General features: G+C 71.0%; 16 protein-coding genes. 6 read left to right on the top strand and 10 right to left on the bottom strand.

Annotation, left to right across the window (positions count from 1 at the left end; genetic code table 11):
* Positions 1–102 precede the first annotated feature (102 nt).
* Positions 103–843, top strand: a complete 741-nt coding sequence (locus tag GTY47_RS17300) for a class I SAM-dependent methyltransferase (protein WP_040902353.1) — start codon at positions 103–105, stop codon at positions 841–843.
* Between the two features lie 4 nt (positions 844–847).
* On the opposite strand, the gene GTY47_RS17305 is transcribed toward GTY47_RS17300, so the two are convergent.
* Positions 848–2,161, bottom strand: coding sequence for an MFS transporter (locus tag GTY47_RS17305; protein ID WP_010032505.1), 1,314 nt, complete (start codon positions 2,159–2,161; stop codon positions 848–850).
* Positions 2,158–2,808: a GntR family transcriptional regulator gene (locus GTY47_RS17310; RefSeq protein WP_010032507.1), complete on the bottom strand. Its 651-nt coding sequence runs from the start codon at positions 2,806–2,808 to the stop codon at positions 2,158–2,160. The genes GTY47_RS17305 and GTY47_RS17310 overlap by 4 nt, the downstream gene beginning before the upstream one ends.
* Before the next feature lie 208 nt (positions 2,809–3,016).
* On the opposite strand from GTY47_RS17310, the gene GTY47_RS17315 reads away from it, so the two are divergent.
* Positions 3,017–3,916, top strand: coding sequence for a serine hydrolase (locus GTY47_RS17315; RefSeq protein WP_029180667.1), 900 nt, complete (start codon positions 3,017–3,019; stop codon positions 3,914–3,916).
* A gap of 92 nt (positions 3,917–4,008) precedes the next feature.
* Here GTY47_RS17315 and GTY47_RS17320 read toward each other — a convergent pair whose 3' ends face one another.
* The 6 genes from GTY47_RS17320 to GTY47_RS17345 all read right to left on the bottom strand — a co-directional run bounded on the left by GTY47_RS17320 (position 4,009) and on the right by GTY47_RS17345 (position 12,862).
* Complete coding sequence (locus tag GTY47_RS17320; RefSeq protein ID WP_029180668.1) at positions 4,009–4,743, bottom strand: hypothetical protein; 735 nt, start codon at positions 4,741–4,743, stop codon at positions 4,009–4,011.
* Positions 4,744–4,853: 110 nt separating this feature from the next.
* Positions 4,854–7,088, bottom strand: a complete 2,235-nt coding sequence (locus tag GTY47_RS17325; protein WP_010032510.1) for a glycoside hydrolase domain-containing protein — start codon at positions 7,086–7,088, stop codon at positions 4,854–4,856.
* 152 nt (positions 7,089–7,240) lie between these two features.
* Entirely contained in the window at positions 7,241–8,671 is a 1,431-nt protein-coding gene (locus GTY47_RS17330) for a dihydrolipoamide acetyltransferase family protein (protein WP_010032511.1), read from the bottom strand.
* 10 nt (positions 8,672–8,681) lie between these two features.
* Positions 8,682–9,659 carry an alpha-ketoacid dehydrogenase subunit beta gene (locus GTY47_RS17335; protein ID WP_010032512.1) on the bottom strand — a complete coding sequence of 326 codons (978 nt, stop codon included), beginning with the start codon at positions 9,657–9,659 and terminating at the stop codon, positions 8,682–8,684.
* A gap of 1 nt (position 9,660) precedes the next feature.
* Positions 9,661–10,854: a pyruvate dehydrogenase (acetyl-transferring) E1 component subunit alpha gene (gene pdhA / locus GTY47_RS17340; RefSeq protein WP_010032514.1), complete on the bottom strand. Its 1,194-nt coding sequence runs from the start codon at positions 10,852–10,854 to the stop codon at positions 9,661–9,663.
* A gap of 418 nt (positions 10,855–11,272) precedes the next feature.
* Positions 11,273–12,862, bottom strand: a complete 1,590-nt coding sequence (locus GTY47_RS17345; protein WP_010032515.1) for a protein kinase — start codon at positions 12,860–12,862, stop codon at positions 11,273–11,275.
* Positions 12,863–13,217: 355 nt separating this feature from the next.
* Between GTY47_RS17345 and GTY47_RS17350 the strand changes: the two genes are divergently transcribed.
* Positions 13,218–14,867 (top strand): protein kinase, encoded by a 1,650-nt coding sequence (locus tag GTY47_RS17350; protein ID WP_010032519.1) that lies wholly within the window; start codon positions 13,218–13,220, stop codon positions 14,865–14,867.
* A gap of 67 nt (positions 14,868–14,934) precedes the next feature.
* Here the strand turns inward: GTY47_RS17350 and GTY47_RS17355 are convergent, their stop codons facing one another.
* Positions 14,935–15,489: a bacterial proteasome activator family protein gene (locus tag GTY47_RS17355; protein WP_010032522.1), complete on the bottom strand. Its 555-nt coding sequence runs from the start codon at positions 15,487–15,489 to the stop codon at positions 14,935–14,937.
* Between the two features lie 253 nt (positions 15,490–15,742).
* On the opposite strand from GTY47_RS17355, the gene GTY47_RS17360 reads away from it, so the two are divergent.
* Positions 15,743–16,258: a hypothetical protein gene (locus GTY47_RS17360; protein ID WP_102515019.1), complete on the top strand. Its 516-nt coding sequence runs from the start codon at positions 15,743–15,745 to the stop codon at positions 16,256–16,258.
* 11 nt (positions 16,259–16,269) lie between these two features.
* Here GTY47_RS17360 and GTY47_RS17365 read toward each other — a convergent pair whose 3' ends face one another.
* Positions 16,270–17,259, bottom strand: coding sequence for an NAD(P)H-quinone oxidoreductase (locus GTY47_RS17365; protein ID WP_010032524.1), 990 nt, complete (start codon positions 17,257–17,259; stop codon positions 16,270–16,272).
* Positions 17,260–17,429: 170 nt separating this feature from the next.
* On the opposite strand from GTY47_RS17365, the gene GTY47_RS17370 reads away from it, so the two are divergent.
* Positions 17,430–18,464: an ATP-binding cassette domain-containing protein gene (locus GTY47_RS17370; RefSeq protein WP_010032525.1), complete on the top strand. Its 1,035-nt coding sequence runs from the start codon at positions 17,430–17,432 to the stop codon at positions 18,462–18,464.
* Positions 18,461–19,306, top strand: coding sequence for an ABC transporter permease (locus GTY47_RS17375; protein WP_010032526.1), 846 nt, complete (start codon positions 18,461–18,463; stop codon positions 19,304–19,306). The genes GTY47_RS17370 and GTY47_RS17375 overlap by 4 nt, the downstream gene beginning before the upstream one ends.
* Positions 19,307–19,358 lie beyond the last annotated feature (52 nt).

Below are 19,358 nucleotides of genomic sequence, written 5' to 3' on the forward strand. Positions count from 1 at the left end.
CCCCGCTCCGCCGGGCTGCGCACCCACCCGGCCCCGGCACCGACGTGCAGTACCGGAAAACCCCATGCCGCTGCCCCGCTCCCCGCCGTAGCGTCCCCGAGCATGACAACCCCACCCCGCCACACCCGCCTCACCTTCCACGGCCCGTTGTCCGAGGCCCGGGCAGATCAGCTCGTGGCGCGCCTCGCCCGCAACGCCCCCGCAACCGTCCTGGACATCGGCTGCGGCTGGGGCGAACTCATGCTGCGCCTCCTGACGGCCCTGCCGGAGGCAACGGGCACCGGCATCGACATCAACGCCGAGGACCTGGCCCGAGGGCAGAGAGCCGCCGAGGAACGCGGACTGGCACCCCGGGCCCGCTTCCTCGAGGAATCCGCCACCGGCACCTCGCACGGCCCCGCCGACCTCGTCCTGTGCGTGGGCGCGAGCCAAGCCCTCAGCGGCGAACTCCCCGCGGCCCTCGAAGAACTACGCGGCCTCGTCTCCGACCACGGCCGCGTCCTGCTCGGCGAAGGGTTCTGGCAGCGCACCCCGACTCCCGCCGAACTGTCCCGCATGTGGCCGGACGCCGCCGTCACCGACCACCCCGACCTCGCCACCCTCGTCGGCCTGGCCATCGAGGCCGGGTTCAGACCGGAATGGACACAGACCGCGAGCCTCGACGAGTGGGAGGAGTTCGAGTCGGCGTACCTGGCGGACACCGAGGTGTGGCTCGCCCAGCACCCCGGCCACCCGCTGGCCGCCGAGACCCGGGAGCGCGCCGACCGCCACCGAACCGCCTGGCTCACCTACCGCGGCGTCCTCGGGCTCGCGTACCTCACCCTCGTACCGGTGGCCCGGTGACCGCCTACGCGGGCACGTGCACCGTCTCCACCCGGCTCGCCACCAGCCGTTCCCGCTCGCGCCGGGCCGCCTGCTTCCGCAGCCGCAGGATCTGCGTGACCCCGAGCGTCTGGAGGACGAACACCACCGAGAAGGCCACGGTGTAGTCGTCGCCGGTGGCGTCCAGCAGCACCCCGACCGCGAACAGCGTGGTCATGGAGGCCACGAAGCCGCCCATGTTGGTGATGCCGGAGGCCGTGCCCTGCCGCTCGGGCGGATTCGCCGGACGGGCGAAGTCGAAGCCGATCATCGACGCGGGCCCGCATGCCCCGAGCACCGAGCACAGCACGATCAGCAGCCACATCGGGGCGTGCGGGCCGGGGTAGGCCAGCGTCGCCGCCCACAGGGCCGCCGTCGTCCCGACCGTGCCGAGCGCGAGCGGCAGCCGTGCCCCGTGGTGCCGGGCGACGATCTGCCCGTAGACCAGGCCGACGACCATGTTCGACAGCACGACCAGGGTGAGGAGCTCGCCGGCCGTGGCCCGGGACAGTCCCTGTGCCTCGACGAGGAACGGCAGGCCCCACAGCAGCAGGAACACCATCGCCGGGAACTGGGTCGTGAAGTGCACCCAGAGTCCGAGCCGCGTCCCCGGCTCCCGCCAGGCGGCGGCGATCTGCCGCCGTACGTAGGCCGCGCCCTGGTGCGGGAGCGGCTCCGGCTCGTGGCCCTCCGGGTGGTCCTTCAGGAACAGCAGCACCAGGACGAACACCACGGCCCCGGCGACCGCGCTGCCCGCGAAGGCCGGCGTCCAGCCGATGCCGTGCAGCAGCCGGGCGAGGACGAGCGTGGAGACGAGGTTGCCCGCCATGCCCACCAACCCCGCGAACTGGGCGACGAGCGGCCCGCGCCGGGCCGGGAACCACCGGCTGCCCAGCCGCAGCACGCTGATGAACGTCAGCGCGTCACCGCAGCCGAGCAGCGCCCGGGAGGCGAGCGCCATGCCGTACGAGGGGGAGAACGCGAAGCCCAGCTGCCCGGCCGTGAACAGCACCGCCCCGAGGGCCAGGACCTTCTTGGTGCCGAGCCGGTCGACGAGCAGGCCGACGGGTATCTGCATGCCCGCGTAGACCAGCAGCTGCAGGATGGAGAACGTGGAGAGCGCGGAGGCGTTGACGTGGAAGCGGTCGGCCGCGTCGAGCCCGGCCACGCCCAGGGACGTGCGGAAGATGACCGCGACGAAGTAGACCGAGACGCCGATGCCCCAGACGGCCAGGGCCCGCCGGCCGCCTGGGGGCGCCCCCTCTGGGGGAGGATCGTTCGGCAGCGTGGTGGAGCTCATCGGACCTCCCCCCGGGCCAGGTGCGAGAACCAGCTGACGTGCCGGTGGACCAGCCCGACGGCCGCCTCGGCGTCCCCGGCGCGCAGCGCGTCGAGGATCTCCTCGTGCTCGGCGAGGGTCTTGGCGATCCGGTCGGGGTGGGAGTGCATGACGGCGACGCCCATCCGCAACTGGCGGTCGCGCAGCTGGTCGTAGAGCCGGGAGAGGATCTCGTTGCCGCCGCTGCGGACGATCTCGGCGTGGAAGCAGCGGTCGGTGACGGCGGCTCCGGCGAGGTCTCCGGCGGCGGCCTGCTTCTTCTGCCGGGCCAGCAGCTCCTCCAGGCGCTCGATGAGCCCGGCGGGCGCGGGCACCGCCTTGCGCGCCGCGTGCTCCTCGACGAGCAGCCGCGTCTCGACGACGTCGGCGATCTCCTGGGCGGAGACCGGCAGGACGAGGGCGCCCTTCTTCGGGTAGAGCCGGATCAGCCCCTCGGCCTCCAGCCGGAGCAGCGCCTCGCGCACCGGCGTGCGCGAGACCCCCACGGCCTCGGCGAGCTCGCCCTCGGTGAGCAGGGTCCCGCCCTCGTAACGGCGCTCCAGGACACCCTGTTTGACGTGGGTGTAGACGCGGTCGGCGGCGGGCGGTTGCTTCACGGCCAGGGTCATGCCGACAGCATAGATACAACAGGTACCCATGGATGCATCCGTCCAGTATGCGGACGTGAATGTCACACATCTGTGGCAAAGGGCGGGTCCCCCTCGGCAACGGCACAACCTCATGTGCTAGTTACGAGTCAGACACGTGCGGCCCCTTTCCCCTCGTCCTCAATTCGGCCGCACGCCTGGGGCATTCAACGCAATCGGGGTACTTCACTTGATAACCGGCATTAAGGGCACCCGTCTCCGCAGAGCCGCGGCCGTCGCCGTCACCACCGGCGCCATGCTCGCGACCGGAGCCCTCACCGTTGCGCCGGCGCAGGCCGCCACGGCGCCCACGATCGCCGCCAAGGGCGGCTACGTGATGAACAACGCGACCGGCAAGTCGCTCTACACCAAGGCTGCCGACACGCGCCGCTCCACCGGCTCGACCACCAAGATCATGACCGCCCTGGTGGTGCTGAAGCAGCCGAACCTCAACCTGGACAGCAAGGTCACGATCCAGAAGGCGTACAGCGACTACATCGTCGACAACAACTGGGCGTCGAACGCCAAGCTGATCGTCGGCGACAAGGTCACCGTCCGCCAGCTGCTGTACGGGCTGATGCTGCCGTCCGGCTGCGACGCGGCGTACGCGCTCGCCGACAAGTTCGGCTCGGGCTCGACGCGGGCGGCGCGCGTGAAGTCGTTCATCGGCAAGATGAACACCACCGCCAAGGACCTGGGTCTGAAGAACACCCACTTCGACTCGTTCGACGGCATCGGCAAGGGCAGCAACTACTCCACGCCGCGCGACCTGACGAAGATCGCCAGCAGCGCCATGAAGAACTCCACGTTCCGCACGGTCGTCAAGACGAAGAAGTACACGGCGAAGACGACCACCAAGTCCGGCGGCACGCGGACGATGGCGCCGTGGGAGAACACCAACCCGCTGCTCGCGAGCTACACCGGCGCGATCGGCGTGAAGACCGGTTCCGGCCCGGAGGCCAAGTACTGCCTGGTCTTCGCCGCCACCCGGAACGGCAAGACGGTCATCGGCACGGTCCTCGCCTCGACCAACGCGACCACGCGGAAGTCGGACGCGACGAAGCTGCTGAACTACGGCTTCGCGAAGTAGCAGCGGGAGAAGCAGGACGGGCACCACGAAAGGGGGGCTCACCGCCGTCGGCGGTGAGCCCCCCTTCGCTCGCCTTCGCTCGCCTTCGCTCGTCACGCAGCGGTGCGCTGACGGCGCTCCAGCGCCCGGGCCGCCTTGCGCCGGCCACCGGCCAGCACGTTCACCGGTGCGCCCGCACCGGCTCCCGGCTCCAGCTGCCAGCCCCGGACCCGCGCCGCGACCTGGGCCAGCCGCTTGTCTCCGGGCCGTACGTCGATGGAGAACAGGGACTCGTCGGGCGTGGGGTCGTCGCCGCCCCAGCGGACGACTCCGTCGAGTTCGGCGAGGATGTCGCGGATCACGACCTCCTGCTGTGGGAAGAAGCCGCCCCGGGCACCGCGCGGGTAGAAGCCCGGCCGGATCCGCACCGCCGTGCCGGACGCAAGGTTGGACTCCGGCCGGCCCTTGCCGACGTTTGACGGGTCGTGCCAGCCGACGACGTCGCCCCGGCGCAGGGTGTCGACCTCGTAGTGGAACCGGCGCACCAGGTGGACGAGGACGGTCTCGACGTCGCCCATGCGGACGGCGATGCCCTTGAGCGGGGTGCCGGGCACGGGGCGGGTGTAGACGGTGCCGCCGTCGTCCGCGACGTTCTCCATCTCCCAGCCGTTGCGGGAGCGCGAACCGGCCAGCACGCGCTGGGTCCGGTCCTGCGCGCTGCGCAGGGCGTCCCGTACGCGGCCCGGAATGGGGTTGCGCGCGTCGGCGTACGCCTGTGACAGGAAGTGCGAGACGGGCAGGGCGGCGACGCCCACGGCACCGCCGACGGCGGCGACACGGCCGAGCAGGGCGCGGCGGGACAGACCGCGGCGATGCGCGGCGGCCGGTCCGGACCGTCTGCGGGTGAGACGGGGAATGTGGGGGAGGTTGAGGTTCAACGGGCTCTCATTCCAGCGATTCACGCGTTGCGGGCGATGCTGTTGTACTTCTCGAAGATCTGGTAGACGGCCAGGCTCTGGTGGGTCTGCGCCTCCACGTCGGGGTCCCAGGCCCGGTAGCGGCGCAGCAGCTCGGTGATCTCGAACTCGGCGAGGTCCAGGCGCATGGACCTCGGGGTGGTGACCCGGTCGCCGGGCGGCAGCTGACCGCCCGGCCTGCCGCGGACGCCCCACAGGTGGACCAGGGCCGCCGTGCGCACGCTGAACGCGTTGTCCTTGCTCAGCTGCTGCCACACGGACCACAGGTCGGCGTCCTTGGCCGGGTCGCGGTGGTCGCCGGTGGTGTAGCCCCAGCCGATGCAGTGGTTCCAGGCCTGGATGGCGTCGGAGCCGCTGATCTGCCCGATGCCGGTGTGCGAGTCCCTGACCTGCCCGGAGCCCGTCAGGTGGTGGTCGGCCACCTGCTGGTCCGTGGCCTGGTCGGCGAGGCTGTAGTCGCGCATCGCCCAGTAGACGGCCGTCTGGATCAGCGCCTTGCGCATCTGGTACGTGTTGGACAGCTCGGTGATCAGCCCGTCCTGGTCCTGGATCGCCTCGACCGCCTGGGCGTTGGTGTAGAGCCTCGCGTCACTGCCGACGCCGCCCAGGTCCGGGCGTCCGATCGACCGCATGTAGCGCGCGAGGTCGGCCCGCAGCGCCGGCACCTGGCGTTCGTCGAGGGCGACGTCCGGGACGGCGGGCCGCGGCCGGTTGAACGAGCCCTGCCCGGTGTCGCGGCCCGAGGCGATGTCGACGTCGACCTCCAGCTGTCCGTCGCCCGAGCCGAGGGTGCGGATGACGAACTGGTCGTAGGCCCAGTCCTTCGGCAGCGGGCGCCCGGCGTTGCCGTCGAAGCCCGGGGACATGTCGGCCACGAAGCTCGCCGTCGAGTAGCCCGCCGCGCCGACCTGCGCGCAGACGTTGCGGGAGCCGTAGACCCCGATCTCGTACGGGTGGCCGGAGTCCGCCATCGCCTCCTTGATGCCCTTGAAGTGGGGCAGGACGCTCGCGGTGATCTCGGCGTCGATCGCGTCGAAGTCGACGGCGAAGAAGATCCGGGTCCCCCTCTTGAAGCCGTGGTCGAGGGCGGCGTTGACCGCCGCGTATCCAGCCGTCCGCCCGGCGACGTAGTCGAAGTCCGAGGCGTCGTTGTCGACCGTCTGGTAGATCGGGAAGCAGCGCAGGCCGTGCTGGGCGATGACCTGCAACTCGCCCGGCTGGATGGCCTTCTCCGGCAGGGAGGTGGCGCTCGGGTTGGTGAGGTAGCGGCCCACGTACGTGATACCGGCGGCCTTGAGCGTCGCCGCCCGCGCCGGGGTGACCTCGGAGACGGTGTCGCAGGCCTTGCCCTGGCGCGACTGGTCGCCGTAGGACGCCAGGAGGGAGGCGAAGGTGGAGAAGTCGCCCTCGCCCGTTGCCGGGAGAGCGACGAAGGTCTGGAAGGAGCGGACCGCCGCGGCGAGGTAGGCGTCGAAGGTGTCGGTGAGGGCGACGGGCCGCCGGTTCACGACCATCCCGGCGGAGAACAGCTGGACGTAGACGCCCTTGTCGCCCTGCCGCACGGGGTGCGCCTTCAGGGCCGACTGGGTGCCGGGCCCGAAGTTGCCGTTCGCGGTGCCGTCGGCCATGCCGAGGTCGTACTGCGTGCCGAAGACCAGCGCCCGGGCCAGGTCCCGGGAGACGCGCCCGTCGCAGGCGATGACGAAGAAGTCCTGCCGGTTCAGGTAACGCCCGTTGAGCCACCGCTGCACCTCACGGACCTGCCGGGTGCCGGAGGTGTTGAGGACGTACGAGTCCATCGTGAGCAGCGCCTTGAACACCTTGGGCGTCAGATCGGGGCCGGGGAAGGCCTGTTCGACGCCCATGTCGGTCTTGAGCTTCGTGACGGCCGCCTCGACCCGCCCGCCGTACGTGCCGTCCAGGTCGCCGCCGTCGTAGCCCTTGCAGTACAGGCCGGACTGGATGATGCGGCAGAAGTCGGGGGAGGGGACGGTGTCCGCGTTCAGCTCGGGGTACTTGGCGGTCAGCGTCGAGAGCGTGGTGGGGCCGAAGTTGTCGGACAGTGCCGTGATGCCCAGCTCGTACTGGAGGGCACGGGTCAGGGCGTACAGGGTCGCCCAGTCGGTCTCGCCGGTTTCCTCCACGGTCGTACCGATGCGGCTGCCGTAGACGGAGTTCACGAATCTCTGGGCCCTGAGCACCATGGGGTCGCGCATGAAGAGTGATCGTATGTCCGGCTAAACCGCTTACTGTGGGGTACTTGGGCGGGTCCGAGGGGCTTCTTGTGCTCTTCGGCGTACCGCTGGTTAACCCTCCGGCAGACGCCGACGGCCCCCCGCCCGATGGGCAGGGGGCCGCCGCGGCCGGCTCACGCCCAGGTGATCAGGCGCTTCGGCTGCTCCAGGATCGCCGCCACGTCCGCCAGGACCTTGGAGCCCAGCTCCCCGTCGACCAGGCGGTGGTCGAACGACAGCGCCAGCGTGGTGACCTGACGGGGCTTCACCTTGCCCTTGTGGACCCACGGCTGGAGCTTGATCGCACCGACCGCGAGGATCGCGGACTCGCCGGGGTTGAGGATCGGCGTGCCCGTGTCGACGCCGAAGACGCCGACGTTGGTGATCGTCACCGTGCCGCCCTGCATGGCCGCCGGGGAGGTCTTGCCGTCCCTGGCCGTCGACACCAGCTCGCCCAGCGACTCGGCCAGCTGCGGCAGCGTCTTGGCGTGGGCGTCCTTGATGTTCGGCACGATCAGGCCGCGCGGGGTCGCGGCCGCGATGCCCAGGTTCACATAGTGCTTGACCACGATCTCCTGGGCGGCCTCGTCCCAGGACGCGTTGATGTCCGGGTTCCGCTTGATCGCGACGAGCAGCGCCTTGGCGATCAGCAGGAGGGGGTTCACGCGCAGGCCCGCGAACTCCTTGTCCTCCTTCAGCTCCTCGACCAGCTTCATCGTGCGCGTCACGTCGACGGTCACGAACTCCGTGACGTGCGGCGCGGTGAAGGCCGAGCCGACCATCGCCGCCGCCGTCGCCTTGCGGACGCCCTTGATCGGGACACGGGTCTCACGGGTGGTGTCGTACGACACCACCGCCGGGGCGGCGGCCGGGACGGCGGCAGCGGGGGCCTCCGGCTGCGGTGTCCGCGGCTCGGCCACCGCCGCGTGCACGTCCTCGCGGGTGATGACGCCGTCCGGGCCGGTCGGGACGACCGTCGCCAGATCGACGCCCAGGTCCTTGGCCAGCTTGCGGACCGGGGGCTTGGCCAGGGGGCGTGCCTTCACGGCGGCGGCGGCCGGGGGCGCCGCCCCGTGGCCGTTCAGCTCCGTCTGGATCGCCGTCGAGGCCTGCTGGACCGGGACCTCCGGGCCCTTGCGCGGGCGACGGCGGGTGGACGACGCCGCCACCCCGTAGCCGACCAGGACCGGCTGGCGGCCGGAGCCCTCCACCTTCGGCTCCTCCGCGGGCCGGGGCGCCGCTGGCTGCTCGGCGGTGGGCGCGGGCTGCTCTGCGGCGGACTGCTCGGCGGCGGGGGCGGCCCCTCCGCTCACGTCCACCGCGATGATCGCCGTGCCCACGTCGACCGTGGTGCCCTCCGGGAAGTGCAGCTCCCGGACCACGCCGTCGTACGGGATGGGCAGCTCGACGGCCGCCTTCGCCGTCTCGACCTCGCACACCACCTGGCCGTCCGTCACCGTGTCGCCGGGCTGGACGAACCACTTGAGGATCTCCGCCTCGGTGAGCCCCTCGCCCACGTCGGGCATCTTGAACTCGCGTACGGACGCTTCCGTCATCGTCGTCACGACCCTCTCCTCAGTACGCCAGCGAGCGGTCGACGGCATCCAGCACCCGGTCCAGGTTCGGCAGGTACTCCTCCTCCAGGCGGGCCGGCGGGTACGGCGCGTGATAGCCGCCCACCCGGAGCACCGGGGCCTCCAGGTGGTAGAAGCAGCGCTCCGTGATCCGCGCGGCGATCTCCGCGCCGGAGCCGAAGAACACCGGTGCCTCGTGGACGACGACCAGGCGGCGCGTCTTCTCCACCGACGCCTGGATCGAGTCGAAGTCGATCGGGGAGACCGAGCGCAGGTCGAGAACCTCCAGGTTCCTGCCCTCCTCGGCGGCCGCGTCGGCGACCTCCTGGCAGAGCTTCACCATCGGGCCGTAGGCGGCGAGGGTCAGGTCGGTGCCCGCGCGGACCACCTGGGCCTTGTGCAGCGGGCCCGGGATCGCCTCGGTGTTGACCTCGCCCTTGTCCCAGTAGCGGCGCTTGGGCTCGAAGAAGATCACCGGGTCGTCGCTCTGGATGGCCTGCTGCATCATCCAGTAGGCGTCCGACGCGTTCGACGGACTGACGATCTTCAGGCCCGCCACGTGCGCGAACAGCGACTCGGGGGACTCCGAGTGGTGCTCCACGGCGCCGATGCCGCCGCCGTAGGGGATGCGGACGACGACCGGGAGCTTGACCTTGCCCAGCGAGCGGGCGTGCATCTTCGCGAGCTGCGTGACGATCTGGTCGTAGGCCGGGAAGACGAAGCCGTCGAACTGGATCTCCACCACCGGGCGGTAGCCGCGCAGGGCCAGGCCGATCGCCGTGCCGACGATGCCCGACTCGGCCAGCGGGGTGTCGATGACGCGGCTCTCGCCGAAGTCCTTCTGGAGGCCGTCCGTCACCCGGAAGACACCGCCGAGCTTGCCGACGTCCTCACCCATGATCAGGACCTTGGGGTCGGAGTCCAGGGCGCGGCGCAGCGACTCGTTGATCGCCTTGGCCAGAGCCATCTTGTCGGCCATCTCAGTTACCCCCCTCGTCGGCGAACGACGCCTGGTAGGCGGCGAACTGGGCGCGCTCCTCGTCGACCAGCGCGTGTCCGTCCGCGTAGACGTTCTCGAAGATGGCGAAGTGGTCCGGGTCCGGCATGGCACGGACCGCCTCGCGCACTCGTTTGCCCAACGCCTCGGACTCGGCCTCCAGTTCCGCGAAGAATCCCTCGTCCGCGTGGTTCGAGCCCTCCAGGTAGCGGCGAAGGCGCAGGATCGGGTCCTTGGCCTCCCAGGCCTGGCGCTCCTCGTCGCCCCGGTACCGGGTCGGGTCGTCGGAGGTGGTGTGGGCGCCCATGCGGTAGGTGAACGCCTCGACGAGGGTCGGGCCCTCGCCGGAGCGGGCCCGCTCCAGGGCCCACCGGGTGACCGCGAGGCAGCCGAGCACGTCGTTGCCGTCCACGCGCACGCCCGGGAAGCCGAAGCCCTGCGCGCGCTGGTAGATCGGCACGCGGGACTGCTTCTCGGTCGGCTCGGAGATGGCCCACTGGTTGTTCTGGCAGAAGAACACGACGGGGGCGTTGTAGACCGCGGAGAAGGTGAACGATTCGGCGACGTCGCCCTGGCTGGAGGCGCCGTCGCCGAAGTAGGCGATCACCGCGCTGTCGGCGCCGTCCTTGGCGATGCCCATGGCGTAGCCGGTGGCGTGCAGCGTCTGGGAGCCGATGACGATCGTGTAGAGCTGGAAGTTGTTGCCGTTGGGGTCCCAGCCGCCGTTGTTCACCCCGCGGAACATGCCGAGCAGATTGGTCGGGTCCACGCCGCGGCACCAGGCGACGCCGTGCTCACGGTAGGTGGGGAAGACGTAGTCGTCGTCGCGCAGGGCCCGGCCGGAGCCGATCTGGGCGGCCTCCTGGCCGAGCAGCGAGGCCCACAGGCCCAGCTCGCCCTGGCGCTGCAGGGAGGTCGCCTCGGCGTCGAAGCGGCGGGTGAGCACCATGTCGCGGTACAGGCCGCGGAGCTCTTCCGGGGTGACACCGGCGACGTACTTGTCGTACTCGGCGTTCTTGACGCGCTTGCCCTCGGGCGTCAGCAGCTGCACGAGCTGGGGCTCGGTGCCGGCGTCCTTCTTGGCGGTCGTGCGGGTGGTGCGCTTGGTGCCGGTGGTGCCGGCCTTGCTTCCGGCGCTGCGTCGCGGTGTGCGCGCGGCAGTGCTCTCCACGGTCACGTGTGCTCCTCCGTCGGTCCGGCCCCCGGGGTTGCCGGTAGGCCAGTGCGGCTCACCTGTTCTCGGCCACCGGGGCACGGGGTGGGTGCCACTCGACCGGGAACAGGCGTGACAGGTGCCCCGGCGAGCGCCCTGCAAAGGGCACGTTACCCAGTGCATCACATTTCTGTGAAACCCCGTCTGACCTGCGATTTTGCTTGGATATCCAAGTAAATCGGGAAGGTGTGGAAGGGGCCCTGGTCACAGCCTTGCAGGAGGCCGGAGCAACCGCACGTTAACCCGGTGACCCAGGTCACGGGAAGAGTCCACTTTCCGGCGCGCCGAAACGGCACGCGCGCGTGGAGCCCGTTTCCGGGTCCCACGCGCGCGTGGATCATCCGTTTGGTCCCGGCCGTCCGGTCGGGGGACCGGCCCCGGGTCAGCCCTCTCCGCCGCCCGGGCCTCCGACGACACCGCTCGTGGCGCCCCCGTCGCCACCGCCCGTCGGGTCCGTCGGCGTCTCCGGGTCCGTGGGCTGCGGGTCCGTGGGCTCGTCGGTCGGCTCCTGGGTGGTCGGCTGGCCCGTCGGCTGGCCGGTGGGCGTCTCGGGAGCGCTCTGCGACGGCGTGTAGCTCGGGGAGTACGACGGCGTCCACTCGCCGCCGCCGGAGCTCGTGCCGGTGCCGTTGTCCGTGGACGTGTCGGTCGGCTCGTCGGTCGGCTCGTCGCTCGGCGTCTCGCTGGGCGACTTCTTCTCCGTCGTCTGCGAGGTGGTCGGCGACTCCTTGGTGCCGGGGCCCTTCGAGTCGTCGCCGGTGTTCTGGAGCGCCAGGGCGACACCCGCCGCGACGGCGATCACCGCGAGCACGGCGAGGATCCACAGCTTGCCGCGGCCGCCCCCCTTGTTGCCGTGGCCCTCGAAGCCGCCGTCGTCCCCGCTGCCGTAACCGGCGGGCAGGATCGGCGACGGGATCTGCGCGGTGCCGGAGACGTCCCCGGGGTGGCCCATCACGGCCGTGCCGGCGAAACCTCCCGACGGGGTGTGCCGGCCCTCGTGCATGTCGACCGGGCCGGTGTTCCAGGTGCCGGTGTGGCCGCCCTGGTCGTAGAGCATCTGCAGCGCGTACTGGACCAGCCCGCGCATCTCCTCGGCCGTCTGGAAGCGGTCGTCCGGCTCCTTGGCGAGGGAGCGCATGACGAGGCCGTCGAGCTCGGGCGGGCAGGCGTCGGAGGCCTCGGAAGGAGGCGTCGGGATGTCCTGGACGTGCTGGTAGACCACCGACAGCGGGGTCTCGCCGGTGAACGGCGGGCGCAGCGAGAGCAGTTCGTAGAGCAGGCAGCCCGTCGCGTACAGGTCGGAGCGGTGGTCGACGGCCTTGCCGAGCGCCTGCTCGGGGGACAGGTACTGGGGGGTGCCCATGACCATGCCGGTCTGCGTCATCGTGGACTGCGCGCCGTGCAGGGCGCGGGCGATGCCGAAGTCCATCACCTTCACGGCGCCGTTGTGCGTGATGATGACGTTGGCCGGCTTGATGTCGCGGTGCACGATGCCGTGCTGGTGCGAATAGGCGAGCGCCTCCAGGACGCCCGAAACGATGATCAGGGCCTGCTCGGGGCCCGGCGCCTCGGCGTTCAGCAGCAGGTCGCGGATCGTGCGGCCCTCGACCAGTTCCATGACGATGTAGGGCACGGACTGGCCGCCGACGATGTCCTCGCCGGAGTCGTACACGGCGACGATCGCGTGGTGGTTGAGGCCGGCGACCGACTGGGCCTCGCGCGTGAAGCGCGCCTTGGACACCGGGTCCTCGGCGAGGTCGGAACGGAGCAGCTTGACAGCGACGGTGCGCCCGAGGCGGACGTCCTCGGCGGCGAACACCTCGGCCATGCCGCCCCGGCCGAGTCTGCGGGTCAGCCGGTACCGGCCGTCCCCGACCAGCCCGCCGTTACCCCAGGACTCCGGCGCGTCCGACATGCCGCCGCCAGTCGCCTCGGGTTCGGACGGGCCCTGAGCGCGCTGCTGCTGTGCCATCAGTCCTCGCCGTCGTTTCTGCCCGCGGTGCGCGCGGTGTTGTTACGGTCTCCGTCGGCCACGCTACAGCCTCCGCGCAAGCCTCCGGTCCGAGACGGGGTGCCAGGACCGGCACGGGACGGACGCGTCATGAAACCTTCACTCCGTACTGTCGTGCAAATTCTGTGCACCGGCCGTACGTCCCCTGTAACGCTTCCGCGACGCTTCCTTCGCGTACGGTCACGGAACGGGCACCGAGCTTGACGTGTCTGTGCCCTGGGGCAGACTTGGCCGGGAATGGCGGTTTGGATCACGCGGATCAGCGTCGGATCAGCGACAGTCGGCGGCGCCTCAAGGGCTACGGGGGAAACGGGACATGAGCCAGGACGGCGCACAGGGCCAGTACACGGGGCGGGCGCTCGCCAATGGCCGCTACCAGCTGCGTGATCTCCTCGGCCAGGGCGGCATGGCCTCGGTGCACCTCGCCTACGACAGCGTGCTCGACCGGCAGGTCGCGATCAAGACACTTCACACCGATCTCGGCCGGGAACAGGCCTTCCGCGAGCGGTTCCGCCGCGAGGCCCAGTCCGTGGCCAAGCTCACGCACACCAACATCGTCTCGGTCTTCGACACCGGCGAGGACACCCTCGACTCCATGACGACGCCGTACATCGTCATGGAGTACGTCGAGGGCCGCCCGCTCGGCTCCGTGCTCGACGAGGACGTGCGGCAGCAGGGCGCGATGCCCGCCGACAAGGCGCTGAAGATCACCGCGGACGTGCTCGCCGCGCTGGAGATCAGCCACGAGATGGGCCTGGTCCACCGGGACATCAAGCCGGGCAACGTGATGATGACCAAGCGCGGCGTGGTCAAGGTCATGGACTTCGGCATCGCCCGCGCCATGCAGTCGGGTGTGACGTCGATGACACAGACCGGCATGGTCGTCGGCACCCCTCAGTACCTCTCGCCGGAACAGGCCCTCGGCCGCGGTGTGGACGCCCGCTCCGACCTGTACTCGGTCGGCATCATGCTGTTCCAACTGGTCACCGGGCGGCTGCCGTTCGAGGCCGACTCGCCGCTGGCCATAGCGTATGCGCACGTGCAGGAGGAGCCGCCGGTCCCGTCCTCGGTCAACCGCGCGCTGCCCCCGGCCGTGGACGCGCTGATCGCCCGCGCGTTGAAGAAGAACCCGAACGAGCGCTTCCCGAGCGCCGAGGCCATGCGCGACGAGTGCCTGCGCGTGGCGTCGTCCTTCCAGCCCACCCCGCCGAGCATCGTGCCGGGCGCGCAGACCCCGAGCGGCGCGGGCGTCGGATCGGCCGTGTTCCCTCCGGTCGACCAGGCGACCCCGGCGCCGTCGGGCCAGGTGCAGACGCCGTACCAGCCGACCCCGCCCCCGAACCCCTACGGCACGCCCGGCCCGGCGGCGCCGTCCCCGGCGTACGGCTACCCGCAGCAGGGCGGCTACCAGACGCCGTCGCCCGCCGCGTACTCCCCGCAGCCCGGTCCGTCGACCCCGCCGCCGTACAACCTCACGCCGCAGACCGCGCCGGTCTCCTCGGCCGGCGGCAAGAGCAACAAGCCGGTGATCATCGGCTCGATCGTGGTGTCCGTCGTCGCGGTCGGCGGCCTGGTCGCCGCCCTGCTGATGAACGGCGGCGGCAGCGAGGGCGAGCAGGGCGGCGGGGGCAACAGCGCGAGTGCGTCGGCCTCGGCGGCCAAGAAGCCGGGCTACCGCGGGCCGGACACCTCGAAGACGATCGACACCGAGGAGTGCACGGAGCCGCAGGAGTCGTACAACGACCCCGACAAGATCCGGATGCCCGACTTCAAGTTCAAGAACATCACCTCGGTCAAGGCCTGCCTCCAGGCCGCCGGCTGGGAAAAGAAGATCAACGACCTGGACGAGAACACCTACGGCGACGGCACGGTCATGAACCAGTTCCCGTCCGCCGGCACCGACGTGGACCCGGAGAACATGCCCGAGATCGAGCTCGGCGTCTCCACGGGCAACCCCCCGTCCTGACCTGCTCGTGCGAAGGGCCCGGCAGCCGAGGCTGCCGGGCCCTTCGCACGGCCGGTACGCGGACGCGTTACAGGTACGGCCCGCCCGTACGGCCCGCCGAACGGCCGCCCGGGTGCTGCTCGTCGAGACCGTCATGGCCGACGCCCGGCGGGAGGGCGCGGCGCATCTGCTCCAGCTGGGCGCGGGCCGCCATCTGCTGCGCGAACAGCGTGGTCTGGATCCCGTGGAAAAGCCCCTCCAGCCAGCCCACCAGCTGGGCCTGCGCGATGCGCAGCTCCGCGTCGCTCGGGGTCGCCTCGTCCGTGAACGGCAGGGAGAGCCGCTCCAGCTCCTCGACCAGCTCGGGGGCCAGACCGTCCTCCAGCTCCTTCACCGAGCTGGCGTGGATCTCCTTGAGCCGCACCCGGCTGGCCTCGTCCAGGGGAGCCACACGCACCTCCTCCAGAAGCTGCTTGATCATGCTGCCGATCCGCATGACCTTCGCGGGCTGCTCCACCTGTTCCGTGACCGGAGTCTCGCGGGAGTCCTCGTCTCCGCCGCCGCCGCTGAGCGCCATGCCGTCCTGGCCCACGACCAGGATCTGCGGGTTCTCCGGCGACCTTTCGTTCCTCGGCATCTCCATGTCGCCATTCTCTCGCACGCCTGCACCTCACCTTCGTGGTGCCCCCGCGGGAGGCTGATCCACCGTCCTGGAGGAGACGTGTGGGCCGGGCCCCGGGTTGCTCACCAAAGGGTGAATCCGGCTCGTGCGGCGATTCCGCCTGTCGGCCGAACCCGGAGTGCCGGACGAGTGGGGCGATGTGAGGCTTGTTGCCTCGATCTGACCGAACTTGCCGATCTTGCCCTACCGGGCACGGCGGGAGGGGGTCACCAACGTGACTCCATGGCAACGCGCACTGCGGGCGACGGGACTGGTGGTCGCCCTGGGGGCGGGTGCGGTCGTCTCACCGTACGGGGCCGGCGCCTCGTACGGAGCTGTCCAGTCCGTCCGGTCGTACGGCTCCGTGCTGTCGTACGGCTCTGTCCTCGCGTACGACGCCCCCGGGGGCCGTGCTCTCGCCGCGCCCTCCACGCCCTCCGCTCCCTCCGCCACGGGCGAGCCCTCGAGGGCCGGGAGCCGGGCCGGTGAGGGGCGGGAGCGGCCGGGACGGCCGGCGGACCCCGACCGGGAGCGGGGCGCCGGTGAGGCCACCGCCGCCCCCGAGGAGCCCCGGGAAGCCGTCCCCGAGCCCTCCGCCCCGACGGAGCAGCCCGCAGGGGAAGCCGCCACCGCGCGCGCCGAGCGCCCCGTCGGGCCTGTCCTGCGCATCCTGCCGCTGGGCAGCGGCCTGGTGCTGATCGGCCTCGGCCTCGGCCTCGCCTTCTTCGCCCTGCGGCTGCGGCGGGTCTAGAGCCTGCGCCCTCAGGCGCCCTGCGGCGTGATCAGCAGCACCTTGCCGATGTGGCCGCTCTCCTCCACGACCCGGTGGGCGGCGGCCGCCTCCGGCATCGGGAGCTCGCGGTCGACGACCGGGCGCAGATGGCCGCCTGCGAACAGGGGCCAGACGTGTTCCCGCACCGCCGCGACGATGGCCGCCTTCTCCTCCAGCGGCCGGGCGCGCAGGGACGTCGCGCTGATCGCCGCGCGCTTGGCGAGCAGGGCGCCGATGTTCAGCTCGCCCTTGACGCCGCCCTGCATGCCGATGATCGCGAGCCGGCCGTTGACGGCGAGGGCCCTGACGTTGCGCTCCAGGTACTTGGCGCCCATGTTGTCGAGGATGATGTCGGCACCGGCGCCGTCCGTGGCCTTCCTGACCTCCTCGACGAAGTCCTGCTCGCGGTAGTTGACCAGGATGTCGGCGCCCAGTTCGGCGCACCGGTCCAGCTTCTCCTTCGTCCCGGCCGTGACCGCCACCCGCGCACCGACGGCCTTGGCGAGCTGGATCGCCATCGTGCCGATGCCGCTGGAACCGCCGTGCACGAGCAGCGTCTCGCCCGGGCGCAGGTGGGCGATCATGAAGACGTTCGACCAGACGGTGCAGGTCACCTCGGGCAGGGCCGCGGCCCGCGTCAGGCCGACGCCCTCGGGCACGGGCAGCAGTTGCCCGGCCGGGACGACCACCTTCTCGGCGTAACCGCCGCCGGAGAGCAGCGCGCACACCTCGTCGCCGACGTTCCAGCCGGAGACACCGGGGCCGATCTCGGCGATCCGCCCGGAGCACTCCAGGCCGGGGTAGGGGGACGTGCCGGGCGGCGGGTCGTAGAAGCCCTGCCGCTGCAGGATGTCGGCCCGGTTGACGGCACCGGCCGCCACCGCGACCAGGACCTCGCCCTCGCCGGGCACGGGATCCGGGACCTCGTCCCAGACCAGCGCCTCGGGCCCACCAGGTTCGGGAATCGTGATCGCATGCATGAAGGGGACGGTACTCCTCGGTCGCCGGACCGACTTCCCTCCGCCCCCGGGCCGGCCCCGCCTCCGTCATGGGACCGGTCCTGGCGAATATCCATGTGCGGGACCGATGAGTTTGCGTGACGGTAAAGGTCTCCCCATGCGTAGCCCACGTACTCGGAAGGACCCGAAGCATGAGCGCGCAGATGTCCGGCCTGGCGATCGAGACCGCGGGTCTGGTGAAGACCTTCGGCGAGACGAGGGCCGTCGACGGAGTGGACCTGTCCGTGCCCGCGGGCACGGTCTACGGCGTCCTCGGCCCGAACGGCGCCGGCAAGACCACCACCGTGAAGATGCTCGCCACACTGCTGCGGCCGGACGGCGGCGAGGCCCATGTCTTCGGCCACGACATCGTCCGCGAGGCCGACGAGGTGCGCGGCCGGGTGAGCCTCACCGGCCAGTACGCGTCGGTGGACGAGGACCTCACCGGCACCGAGAACCTGGTCCTGCTGGGCCGGCTGCTCGGCCACCCCAAGAAGGCCGCCCGGGACCGTGCCGCCCAGCTCCTGGAGGCCTTCGGGCTCACGGAGGCGGCCGGGAAGCAGGTCAAGCACTACTCGGGCGGCATGCGGCGCCGCATCGACATCGCCGCGTCCATCCTCAACACCCCCGACCTGCTGTTCCTCGACGAGCCGACCACCGGCCTCGACCCGCGCAGCCGCAACCAGGTCTGGGACATCGTGCGGGCCGTCGTCGCCCAGGGCACCACCGTGCTGCTGACCACGCAGTATCTGGACGAGGCCGACCAGCTGGCGTCCCGGATCGCCGTCATCGACCGCGGCCGGGTGATCGCCGAGGGCACCAAGGGCGAGCTGAAGTCGTCCGTCGGCGCCGGATCCGTCCATCTACGGCTGCGAGATCCGGACCAACGGGACCTGGCAGCGGACCTGCTGCGCCGGGCCCTCCACGCGCAGGTGCAGCTGGAGCACGACCCGGTGGCCCTGACCGCCCGCCTGGGTGCGGCGGCGAGCGACGACAGCGCCGCGCAGCAGGCGTCCAGCGCGCTGAGCGAGCTGGTCCACGCCGGGATCACCGTCGACAACTTCTCGCTGGGCCAGCCCAGCCTGGACGAGGTGTTCCTGGCCCTCACCGGGCACGACACACACGACTCCGGCCACAGCGACGGCTCCGGCCCCTCACACGACCCGAAGGACGAGGTGGCGGCATGAGCACCACGACCACCGAGACCAAGGAACTGGCCCCGGTCAGCGCCGAATCCCTCGCCGCGCTGCTCATCTCCAAGGAGCGTCCGCCCCGGCCCAGCGCCTGGTCGACCTCGATGACCTTCGGCTGGCGGGCGATCCTCAAGATCAAGCACGTGCCGGAGCAGCTCTTCGACGTCACGGCGTTCCCGATCATGATGGTGCTGATGTACACGTACCTGTTCGGCGGGGCGCTGGCCGGCTCGCCGAAGGAGTACATCCAGTTCCTGCTGCCGGGCATCCTCGTGATGTCGGTCGTGATGATCACGATGTACACGGGCGTCTCGGTCAACACCGACATCGAGAAGGGCGTCTTCGACCGGTTCCGCAGCCTGCCGATCTGGCGGCCCTCGACGATGGTCGGCTACCTGCTCGGCGACGCCCTGCGGTACACGATCGCGTCCGTGGTGATGCTCACCGTCGGCATCATCCTCGGCTACCGGCCGGGCGGCGGGATCGGCGGTGTGCTCGCCGGGATCGCCCTGCTGGTGCTCTTCTCGTTCGCCTTCTCGTGGATCTGGACCATGTTCGGGCTGATGCTGCGCACCGAGAAGTCGGTGATGGGCGTCAGCATGATGGTGATCTTCCCGCTCACCTTCCTGTCCAACGTCTTCGTCGACCCGAAGACCATGCCGGGCTGGCTCCAGGCCTTCGTCAACAACAGCCCCATCACCCATCTGGCGTCGGCGGTGCGCGGTCTGATGGGCGGTGACTGGCCGACCGCCGAGGTCGCCTGGTCGCTGGGCTGGGCCGGCCTGTTCGTGCTGGTCTTCGGCCCGATCACGATGCGGTTGTACAACCGGAAGTAGACCTTGGGCCTGGGCCTTCGGCTTTCGGCGTCGGGCCTTGTGCTTCCTTGGC

Source organism: Streptomyces sp. SID5464 (genome assembly GCF_009862985.1).
Taxonomy (GTDB): domain Bacteria; phylum Actinomycetota; class Actinomycetes; order Streptomycetales; family Streptomycetaceae; genus Streptomyces; species Streptomyces chartreusis_D.